General features: G+C 61.9%; 6 protein-coding genes. 2 read left to right on the top strand and 4 right to left on the bottom strand.

Annotated features, from left to right (window positions below):
* The first annotated feature begins 249 nt into the window (after window positions 1–249).
* Window positions 250–1,689: a deoxyribodipyrimidine photo-lyase gene (locus SYN60AY4M2_RS04275; protein ID WP_099812360.1), complete on the top strand. Its 1,440-nt coding sequence runs from the start codon at window positions 250–252 to the stop codon at window positions 1,687–1,689.
* Window positions 1,690–1,871: 182 nt separating this feature from the next.
* Here the strand turns inward: SYN60AY4M2_RS04275 and SYN60AY4M2_RS04270 are convergent, their stop codons facing one another.
* Window positions 1,872–3,176 (bottom strand): alkaline phosphatase, encoded by a 1,305-nt coding sequence (locus SYN60AY4M2_RS04270; RefSeq protein WP_240527722.1) that lies wholly within the window; start codon window positions 3,174–3,176, stop codon window positions 1,872–1,874.
* 260 nt (window positions 3,177–3,436) lie between these two features.
* Window positions 3,437–5,809, bottom strand: coding sequence for a transglutaminaseTgpA domain-containing protein (locus tag SYN60AY4M2_RS04265; RefSeq protein ID WP_099812358.1), 2,373 nt, complete (start codon window positions 5,807–5,809; stop codon window positions 3,437–3,439).
* A 197-nt stretch (window positions 5,810–6,006) separates the two neighbouring features.
* Here SYN60AY4M2_RS04265 and uvrA point away from each other — a divergent pair, with 197 nt between their 5' ends.
* The gene (uvrA, locus tag SYN60AY4M2_RS04260; protein ID WP_206336910.1) at window positions 6,007–8,907 is read left to right on the top strand and encodes an excinuclease ABC subunit UvrA; all 2,901 of its coding nucleotides are present in this window, start codon (window positions 6,007–6,009) and stop codon (window positions 8,905–8,907) included.
* A 95-nt stretch (window positions 8,908–9,002) separates the two neighbouring features.
* Here the strand turns inward: uvrA and hemW are convergent, their stop codons facing one another.
* Both hemW and SYN60AY4M2_RS04250 read right to left on the bottom strand, forming a co-directional pair.
* The gene (gene hemW / locus SYN60AY4M2_RS04255; protein WP_099812356.1) at window positions 9,003–10,196 is read right to left on the bottom strand and encodes a radical SAM family heme chaperone HemW; all 1,194 of its coding nucleotides are present in this window, start codon (window positions 10,194–10,196) and stop codon (window positions 9,003–9,005) included.
* A gap of 57 nt (window positions 10,197–10,253) precedes the next feature.
* Window positions 10,254–10,652, bottom strand: coding sequence for a transposase (locus SYN60AY4M2_RS04250; protein WP_240527880.1), 399 nt, complete (start codon window positions 10,650–10,652; stop codon window positions 10,254–10,256).
* Between the last annotated feature and the right edge of the window lie 122 nt (window positions 10,653–10,774).

Below are 10,774 nucleotides of genomic sequence, written 5' to 3'. Positions count from 1 at the left end.
CTACTTAATGTACCGGAGCCGCTCGATCCGCTACTTGCCCTCAAGCTGACTCAGTTGGTGGTGAGGCCGGGAGATACAGCTTACGCCATGGGCTCCAGCGATGGCCAGCGAAACCTTGACGAGCGCTGTTGTCCCTGCCCTGGACGTCTGTTGGGGGAATAGACATCATTTGCCCACCTCTGCCGGCAGCCTGGGGTTGAAGAGAGGAAGAAAAAGCGGCCAAGATGGGATCCGGTTGCTTGGCCTCCTATGACTTCCCCGGTTCTCCTCTGGCATCGCCGCGATCTGCGGCTGGCGGACAACACAGCCCTCCACGCGGCGGCGCAGCGCAGCTCCCAGGTGGTGCCGGTTTTCGTTTTCGACCCGCAGGTCTTGCAGCGGGCGGATATGGCCCCAGCCAGGGTGGCGTTTCTCCTCCAGGCGTTACAGGAGCTGCAGGAACGCTACGCCCAGATGGGGATCCCGCTCCTCTGGCGGCGGGGGGATCCGTTGGCGGAGCTGCGGCAGTTGGCCACCGAGCTGGGGGCGCAGGCCGTGTTCTGGAACGAAGATCTGGATCCCTTGGCCCGGCAGCAGGAGAGTCGGGTGCGGGCCAGCTTGACGGCAGCCGGGATCCCCTCTTTTTCTTACCAAGATATGCTGCTGCACGGGCCGGGAGAGGTGTTGACCCAGGCGGGGGATCCCTACTCCGTTTTTACCCCCTTCTGGCGCCGCTGGTCCAGCCTGCCTAAGCCGGATCCCTTCCCCATTCCCAAGGATCTCCAGCCAGTGTCAAGCCTGCAAGCCCAACCGCTGCCCAGCTTGGCGGATCTGGGGTTTGTCTGTGAGCAGCGGATCCCGGCAGCGGGGGAGAGCGTGGCTCAGGGTCTTCTGGAGGATTTTTGTCAGGGCCTGCGCATTTTCGACTACGAGCGGGCCCGCAATTTCCCGGCTGAACAGGGCACCTCTCTCCTCAGCCCCCACCTGTGCTGGGGAACCATCGGCATTCGCCAGGTGTGGCAGGCCACGCGGGAGGTGGAAGCGGAGGTGCGCAGCGAAGAGGCCGAGAGCAGCCTGAAGACTTGGCGGCAGGAGCTGTGCTGGCGCGAGTTTTACAAGCATGTTTTGGTCCACTGGCCCCACGTGGAGAGCGGCGCCTATCGGCGCGCTTTTGATGCGCTGGAGTGGGACAACCGCCAAGATTGGTTTCAGGCCTGGTGCGCCGGGCAGACGGGCTACCCGATTGTGGATGCGGCCATGCGCCAGCTCAACGAGACCGGCTGGATGCACAACCGCTGCCGCATGATCGTGGCCAGCTTCCTAACCAAAGATCTGCTTATCGACTGGCGCTGGGGAGAGCGCTACTTTATGCAGAAGCTGGTGGACGGGGATCTGGCGGCCAACAACGGCGGCTGGCAGTGGAGCGCTGGTGTGGGCACGGATCCCAGGCCCCTGCGCATCTTCAACCCAGCCACCCAGGCGGCCCGCTACGACCCGGAAGGGGAGTACATCCGCCGCTACCTGCCGGAGCTGGCCGGGCTGGATACCCCCGCTTTGCTGTGGGTAGGCGACGATCCCAAGGGATCCTGGGCTCTGCAGGAGCGGCGGCGCTGCGGCTACCCGGATCCCATCGTGGATCACAAAGTGCAGCAGCAGGAGTTCAAGCGGCGCTACCAGGCGGTGCAGCAGGGGCGCTCTCAGCCGGACTAGGCAGCCTATCCACTCCTTCCTGGACAGGAGGTGGCAAGGACTTCCCTCACCCCCGGCCCCTCTCCCTGAGGGAGAGGGGAGTTGGAGCGGCGCGTTCGCGACAGCGTTGCGTAAATAAAAAGGGGATCGCCGGGATCCCCTCCGTCCCCAGAAGTTCCAAGCCAAGGCCGGGCTGCCTGAGACTACGGCTTGAGCTCGCTGGGGATGCGCTCCCCAAAGAGCACGAAGTAGAGGATGCGGTAGATGTCGGTATTGGCGATCCCGGTGGGGGGCAGCAGCTCCCGAGCGTTGAGGCCGGCAGCCCGAGCAATAACCCCACTGCCCACGTCATCCTTGCTAGCCCAGGAGATGGCAAAGGAGAAGCGATTGCCGTTTTTGTCCGGAGCAGAAACAAACGGCTTCGTACCGGTGCCGTCCACACCGTCGAGGGGGGCGCCGCTTGGGTCGGTCGCGGGTACCGGCTTGTCGGGCTCGACATCCACCAACTGCATCCCGCCGGCGTTGCTGTCGCTGGTGGTTATCATGAAGGTCTTGGGATTCTTCTCGATGAAGTCAAGAATCACCCCAATGGCATCGTCGGCCCGCTTCATGGCCTCCAGGCAGCCGGAAGCATTGAGGTTGTTGCACATGTTGTCGGTGCCCTCTTCTTCAATGACGGCGAAGAAGCCCTTGGGATTGCGGGAGATCCGCTCTAGGGTAAACTGCGTCATCTCGGCAATGGTGGGGGCGCTGGCGATGTAGTTGGGCAAGTTTTCTTTGCGCAGCTCTTCCTCAGGCTTGTCGTAGAAGGTATCCTCTACGTTGAACACCCCCAAAACCTTGGAGGCATCCGCCGGCAGCTTCAGCAGCTCGTCGCGGGTATAGACGACGACATACCCTTTTTTCTTGGCTTCCTCGATGAGGTTGCGGCCATCCTTGCGTTTCCCTTGGCCAAAGCGACCCTGGACGCCTTCCGGCAGCAGCCATTCCTCGCCAGCGCCGAGGATGATGTCTACCCCTGACTCCACCACCTGCAGGGCAATCTCCTCATAGTCGCTGCGCTTGGCAACTTCGGCAACGAAGGCAGCCGTCCCCGGCTCAATGATGGATCCCGTTTGCACCAGAGCCGTACCCAAGCCTGCCGCCACAGCCTCTTCCATGATCGTGTTCAGGGTGCCGTTGGCAGAGGGGTACTCTTTGCCGTCCGGATCCAACCCAAAGCTCTTGGCGTGGACACGAGTTCCTGTGGCATGGGTCACCGCTCCGGCGTTGGAAGTTCCCCCAAGCTGGTCGAGATGGTGCCCGCGATAGGTGGTAATCACGGGAAGACGATCCCAGTTCAGAAAGCCATCGGGGCCGTAGTAGAGAATGCGTGTGATGTCCCAGTGGGAAGCCGAAGTGCCATCCGGGTGGAAGAAGATGGCCCCGTTTCCGGTCGGCTTAGGCGCCGCTTGAGCCAGGCTAGAGGAGAAGACGGAAGAAGACAAAATGCATACAGTCGCAGCCAACGCTGCCCTCAGAGAATAGCTACGCATAGCTAACACGCCCTTGCTCGTTCGAAGCTGAACGTCAAGGAGAGTAACACAGCCTTGAACAGTTAGCAAGAGCGCGCACAAATGCCCCTGCAGAACTTACCTGCAGCGACAATCCGCCTCTCAGGTCTACTACTTGGCCGGGGCAGGTTGCGAGGTCTATACCTAGAGTTAACTATCTCTTAACTGCCTCATAACGTCAAGGCTTCTCGTAGAGCTTTATAGCCGTCTTCCAGTCAAGCTGTTCTTTCGGGAGCAGGCGTCGAACTCTTGGCCTGCCAGGACCGCCTAAGCTGTCTAAGGTGGTGTTGCCAACGCTGCAGTTCCCCGGCTTCCAGCGGGATCCCGCCAAAGCGTACTTCCAGGTAGCGCTGCAGGAACCGGATGGCCAGTTCAACCTGAGGCAAGTCGGCCTGGCGCAAGTGTTCTAGGCAAGCTTCTGGCCCTAGGTGGGCGGGGATCCCCACTGCCGTCGCCAGATCCCGCAGTTGCAGATAAAGCCTTGAGATGACCTGGCGGCGCCGCTGGGACTTGGGTAGAGCCGCCGGGATCCAGCGCATCCCGGCAAAGGCCAGACTCGGCAGCAAGAGGCCAACCATCCAGGTGGGCCAGGGGGGCGGAGGCTGCCACAGGGATCCCATCACCACCCCATTGGCGGCTGTGGCTAAGAGGATCCAGGCCCCATCCTGCCAGCGCACGGCCTGGTAGCGGCGGCGGCGGCCCCAGTAGGCCGTGAAGCCAGTGATGACCATCACCCCCACCAGCGGCAGGCTGTTTTGCTGCAGGCTTTGCCCCCAGCCCACCAAGCTGCGGCGGAGGGCGGCAACGACATCCTCCTGCTTTTGGGGAGCGGTCACGCGGCTGGCCAGCTCCTGAATCTGCCGCCAGATCTGCCGCTGGGTGGATAGATCGTACTGGATGACGTACTTAAACCAACGGAAGCGCAGGCTGTCGTAAAAATCTTGCAGGGGATCCCACCCGCTTTGCCGCTGGCTAACATTGGCCTCTGCCGGCGTAGCGTCAAAGATGACCCAGCCGTAGGAGCCAAAGGGGATCTCCGTCCAAGAATGGGCGTCGGCGTTGCGCACCGCCAAGTACTTCTCCTGCGCCACCCAGCGACCGCCCAAAAAGCCATTGACCACGCGGGCCGGTATGCCAAGGCTGCGGGCCAGCACCGTCAGGGCGGTGGCAAAGTATTCGCAGTGGCCGCGGCGATGGGTAAACAAAAAAGCCTCCAAAGGCGGCTCGGCCCCGGGATCCGGCAGATCGGTGGTGTAGGCGTAGTTCTCCAGCAGGTAGTTCTGCAGAGCCGTTACCTTGCCAAAGACGTCGGGGATCCCAGCCGTGATCTCCTCTGCCAAGGCGGGAATGCGCGGATCCAGCTCTGCCGGCAACTGCAGGTAGGCTGCCTGCTGGGCTGGGTCAAGCGCACTCAGCAGCTCCTCCTGGCTAAGCTGGCGCAGGCGGGGCCTTAGATCCCGGGGGATCCAGCTCACGGCGCGGTAGAGATAGGGCAGCCGGGGGGGCAGAGAATGGCTGACATCCCCGCTCTCGTGCAGGAGCAGGCGGCGAGTTTGCCGTTGCCATGCCTGCTGCGGAGTCATCGCCCCACCTCGATCTAGCCACTCCACCTCTAGCAGCGGCGCCACCCCAAAGACGGTGGTGGTGGCCAGCGGCTCTAGGTAAATCCGCTGCTCCAGGGGGAAGAACTGGAGGTCGCTCGCGGTGGGGATCAAGGGGGAAGCCGAGAGATCAAAGACCCCTGCTGCAGTGGGGAAAATCGGGATCGCGCGGTTCAGCGTCCGCGACCAAGCCCGCCCGTCGTAGCGATCAAAGCTGATCCCCCGCCAGTAGAGGGACTCCACCTGGGGGGGCACCCCTGCCGGGAACTCCACCCGCAGGGCAACGGTGTTGTCGGTTTTAAGGGTGCCGAACTCCCCCAGGCTGACTTCTTCGGCAAAGCCGGTGGTCATCACCGGCGAGCGGGCCTGCCGGCCCAAGATCCCCAAGCTGAGCCGCGGGAAGAGGAAAAACAAAACCACCGAGAGAATTGTTGCCAGCAAGGCCAGGGATCCCAGAAACCCCAAAAAGCTGAGGTCGATCCCGCGGACTTGGCTGGCCGCCTGCGGGTGCTGCTCCGCCTGCAGGCGCAGGTGATAGAGGGTGAGGTTAACCAGCCCCACCCCCACATACAGCAGGAATAAAAACCCAAAGCTGATGTCTTCGTTGAAGAGGGTGGCGATGGCCATCAGCAGCAGAGACAGCACCGCCAACTGGATGTGGTCTGCTGCCCGTTCCCGCTGGAACAACTTGGCCCCTGTTAGGTAAAGCACCAGGCCTATGGCCCCATCCGAAAGCGGCAGCACGCCCGCCAGCACCAGGGCCGCCAAGCTGACCAACACGCTCACCGTCAGGGGCATCCACAGGGAAGCATAGCGGGCAAAACTAATCCGGGGCGGCTCCCAGAACCAACTGCCCACCCCTGCCGCCAAGCAGAGGGCGATAACCGCCGGCGACAGGGCCCGATCTCCAAGGCAGAGGGCCGTGAAGGCGATCCCCACCAGCAGGTAGATGAAGACCTTTTGGACAGCAAGCAGCGGCCAGGCCACGGGCTAGGTTGCTTCGGGATCCTCAAGTGGCCCTTCCAAGATAGCCAAGTCTTTCTCCTTCTCCTGCCCACGATAGACCCAGCTTGCCGGCACCCCTTCTCGATTGGAGAGGACAGACTTCTGGCGCGGCACTAGAATCGTTAATGTTCCTTAACTTTCGTTGTTTTTCGACCTGCGCTGCGCACAGAGGGGACGAGATGTCCGGTCAGAACGAAATCCACGTAGTGGGGGCGCGGCAGCACAACCTCAAGAACATCGAGCTGCGGATCCCGCGCAATCGCCTGGTGGTGTTTACGGGCGTCTCTGGATCCGGCAAATCTTCTCTGGCCTTCGACACCATCTTTGCCGAGGGGCAGCGGCGCTATGTGGAGTCCCTCAGCGCCTACGCGCGGCAATTTCTGGGGCAACTGGACAAACCGGATGTAGACCGCATCGAGGGCTTGAGCCCGGCCATTGCCATCGACCAAAAGTCCACCAGCCACAACCCCCGCTCCACGGTGGGCACCGTTACCGAAATCTACGACTACCTGCGGCTGCTCTACGGGCGGGCCGGGATCCCCCACTGCCCCCATTGTGACCGGGTGATTGCACCCCAGACGGTGGATCAAATGGTGGACCAGATCCTGGCCCTGCCGGAGCGGACGCGCTTTCAGTTGCTGGCGCCTGTGGTGAGGGAAAAAAAGGGCACCCATGCAGCCCTCTTGCAGAGCTTGCGCCAGCAGGGGTTTGTGCGGGTGCGCATCGACGGCCAAGTGCGGGATCTGAGCGAAGAGATCGAGTTGGCCAAAAACAAGGCCCACACCATTGAGGTGGTGGTGGATCGGCTGGTCAAGGGCCCCGAGATCGCCGAGCGGCTGGCCGATTCCCTGACCACCTGTCTGCGCCAGTCGGGGGGACTGGCGGTGGTGGAGCTCTTGCCGAGAGAGGAAGAGCGGGAACACCTGCTGCAAAAAGTGGCCGAGGTGGCGGGGCAGTACCTCAACGGCAAGCCGACGGAGCTGATCTTTTCGGAACAATTTGCCTGCCCCGAACATGGCTCGGTGCTGGGCGAGCTGTCGCCGCGGCTATTTTCCTTCAACTCCCCCATCGGCGCCTGTCCTGTCTGTCACGGGCTGGGCTTTGAGCCCATCTTCGACCCCGACCGGATCGTGCCGGATCCCAAGCTCCCTTTGTACGCGGCCATCGCCCCCTGGGCGGAGCGGGAGAACCCCTACTACCTGGCCCTGCTGGCGGGGGCCGCCAAGGCCTTTGGCTTTGAGCTCAGCAGCCGCTGGTGCGACCTCACCCCTGAGCAGCAGCAGCTCCTCCTCTACGGCAGCGACCAGGAGATCTACGTTGAAGCGGAATCCCCCTACCGGGGCCGGGGGTACTACCGCCGCTACGAAGGGGTGATCCCCCAGTTGCAGCGGCACTACCAAGAAACTACCTCCGAAACCTACCGGCAAAAGCTAGAGGCCTACCTCACCTACCGCCCCTGTGCTGCCTGTGGCGGATCCCGGCTGCGGCCGGAGGCCCTGGCGGTGCGCGTCGGCGGCTACCGCATCACGGATCTCACCCAGATCTCCATTGGCGATTGCCTGCGCCGCCTGGAAGACCTCAAGCTCACCCCCCGCCAGGCCCAGATTGCCGAGCTGGTGCTGCGGGAGATCCGAACCCGGCTGCAGTTTTTAATCGATGTGGGCCTCGACTACCTCACCCTGGCCCGACCGGCCATGACCCTTTCGGGGGGCGAGGCGCAGCGGATCCGGCTGGCCAGCCAGATTGGCTCCGGCCTGACGGGGGTGCTCTACGTGTTGGATGAACCCTCCATCGGCTTGCACCAGCGGGACAACGAGCGCTTGTTGCAAACCCTGTTGCGCCTGCGGGATCTGGGCAACACCCTCATTGTGGTGGAACACGACGAGGAAACCATCCGCGCCGCCGACCACATCGTGGATATTGGCCCTGGCGCCGGCATCCACGGGGGAGAGGTGGTGGCCCAAGGGTCTCTAGCCGATATCCTGGCCTGCGAGCGCTCCCTCACTGGCGCCTATCTGTCGGGGCGGCGGCGGATCCCGACCCCGGCTCGGCGGCGGCCCGGCAAGGCCGTTTCCCTCAAGCTCACCGATGCCCACAAAAACAACCTCAAGCACATCGATGTGGAGATCCCCCTGGGCAAGCTGGTCTGCGTCACCGGCGTCTCCGGCTCCGGCAAGTCCACCCTGGTCAACGAGTTGCTCTACCCCGCCCTGCAGCACTACCTCGGCCAGAAGGTGCCCAAACCCGCGGAAATGGGAGAGCTGCAGGGCGTTGAACACATCGACAAGGTGATCGTCATCGACCAATCCCCCATTGGCCGCACCCCTCGCTCCAACCCTGCCACCTACACGGGTCTATTTGATCCCATCCGCCAGGCCTTTGCCCAGACTCTAGAGGCCAAGGCTAGAGGCTATCACGCTGGCCACTTTTCCTTCAACGTCAAGGGGGGGCGCTGTGAAGCCTGCAAAGGGCAGGGGGTGAACGTGATTGAAATGAACTTCCTGCCGGATGTGTATGTTACCTGCGAAGTGTGTGGCGGCAGCCGCTACAGCCGCGAGACCCTCCAGGTCAGGTACAAGGGCAAAAACATTGCCGAAGTCTTGGACATGACGGTGGGGGAGGCGCTGGAGTTTTTTGCCGCCCTACCCCCTGCCGCCAAGATTCTACAGACGCTGGCCGATGTGGGCCTTGACTACATCAAGCTGGGCCAGCCGGCCCCCACCCTCTCCGGCGGGGAAGCGCAGCGGGTAAAGCTGGCGGCAGAACTGTCCCGCCGTTCCACCGGCAAAACCCTCTACCTGCTGGATGAGCCCTCCACTGGCCTGTCTTTCTACGACGTTCACAAGCTCTTGAACGTCCTGCAGCGGCTGGTGGATGCGGGCAACACGGTGCTGGTGATCGAGCACAACCTGGACATCCTCCGCTGTGCCGACTGGATCATTGACCTGGGGCCAGAAGGAGGCGACCAGGGCGGCCAGATCGTGGCCGTAGGCACCCCTGAGGCAGTGGCTGAGCAGCCGGGATCCCATACGGGGCGCTACCTGAAGCAGGTTTTGCAACGCCATCCCCCCGGCCAGTAAGCCCTGCTATCCCCACCCTCTGAGAGACAAGTTGGACAAAGGTCGACTTTGAACCGGGCGGCTGCTTTCTTCACTGATGTCCTGCCCAGTTCTCTTCAAAACAAAAGCTCTTCAATGACTTCGTTGGAAAACAGCCAGCCCTCCGGCGGGACTAGCCGCAGCCGCCCCGCCTCACAACTGGCCCAACCTTTTTCAAAATAGGGATCCAGCCTCTGCAAGGCCTGCTCCACCTTCCTGCTGCCAAAGCGCTCCTGTAGAGTTGCCAACTCCAGCCCTTCCTGGAGGCGCAACCCCAACATCACCGTATCCATCCAGATTTCTTCTGCAGAAGCCGGCGGCGGCAGGGGGTGAACCTGCGCTTTGACCTGTTCAAAGTATGCGTGGAGAGTTTTCGGCTGTTGAATGCGCCGCCCCCCTTCGTAGCCGACCGATCCCATGCCAAAGCCAAAGTAGGGGCGGTTTTCCCAGTACACCCGGTTGTGGCGACAGGCATACCCAGGGCGGGCAAAATTGGAGATCTCGTAGTGGATGTAGCCGGCTTGGGTGAGCAACTCCCGCGCCGTCAGGTACATGGCAACCGTGGTCTCCTCGCTGGGCAGAGGCGCCTCCCCCGGCCGGTAGAGACGCCCAAAGCGGGTTCCCGGCTCGAGAGTGAGATCGTAAACGGAGACATGGGTGGGGTTGATTTCAAGAACAGCCTGCAGTGACTCCTGCCAATGTTCTAAAGTTTGATAGGGCAGCCCGAAGATCAAATCCAGGTTGAAATTCTCAAAGCCCACCGCCTGCAAGTCGGCCACAGCCTCGTAAATTTCTTCCACCCCATGGAGGCGACCGCAGGCGGCCAGCAGCTCCGCTTGAAAGGCCTGTACCCCTAGGCTAATGCGGTTAACCCCTAGATCCCGGTAGCCTGCCAACTGCTCCCGTGTCAGGGTGCCGGGGTTGGCCTCGAGCGAGATCTCGCAGTCGGGATGAAACGGGATCCTCTCCCTTAGTTGGCTCAAAATCCGACTCAACTGCTTCACCGTCAGCAGGGAAGGGGTGCCGCCGCCGAAAAAAATGCTGGTCAAGGGCTGGGGATCCCCGGCCAAATGGCGGTAGCGGTAGGCGCCGCCGATCTCTTGGCAGAGCCTCTGCACATAGGTTTCGATCAGTTCGCGCGTGCCCAGGCCGGTGGCAAAATCGCAGTAGTGGCAGCGCTGCCGGCAGAAGGGAATGTGCAGATAGGCCGCCTCCGGCCAGCCAAGCTGAGTGGAGAGGGCAAAGTCTTCTGCAGAGGCTGCAACTACCATAGCTCCCTACCTTGGTGACGTACTCCCACACTCATGCTGACGCATAGAGTGCAGGCTTCATGGCTTACGCCACGCTTCGCCAACAGTGACCCCTGCCCGATAGCAGGACATTTCCTGAGCTTGAAGAACGGGACGCCCCACCGCTCTGGATTTGATGACTCTCGCCGAGTTGTGATCCCTGCCAATCCTCAACCCACAGTGCGGACAATCGTGCCACCGCTCATGCAGCTTTTTGGGCACCTCTCGACCACACCCCGAGCACTCTTGACTGCTGCCGCGGGGATCCCCTGCAATCGTCAACAGCCCAGCTCTTTCAGCCTTGGCTGCCAAAATTTGCAGGAACTCACCCCACCCAGCATCATCAACAGATTTGGCTAGTCTGCTTCTAGCCAGACCCCTAATAGTAAGCGCCTCATGAGCAATGTGCTTCCCCTTACTTAACAACTTCTTTGCCATCTTGTAGTGAAAATCTTTGCGCTGGTTGGCTACTTTGTAAAACCGTCGGGCAAAGGGCGGTGTTGGACCAGCTTGACCGGCCCAACCTTGGGCAGATGGATAAACTGCCCTCGAATGCAGTC

Source organism: Synechococcus sp. 60AY4M2 (genome assembly GCF_002760375.1).
In the GTDB taxonomy this organism is placed as follows: domain Bacteria; phylum Cyanobacteriota; class Cyanobacteriia; order Thermostichales; family Thermostichaceae; genus Thermostichus.
Note: the sequence above shows the minus strand (reverse complement) of the source record. Positions and strands in the feature narration are given on the sequence as shown.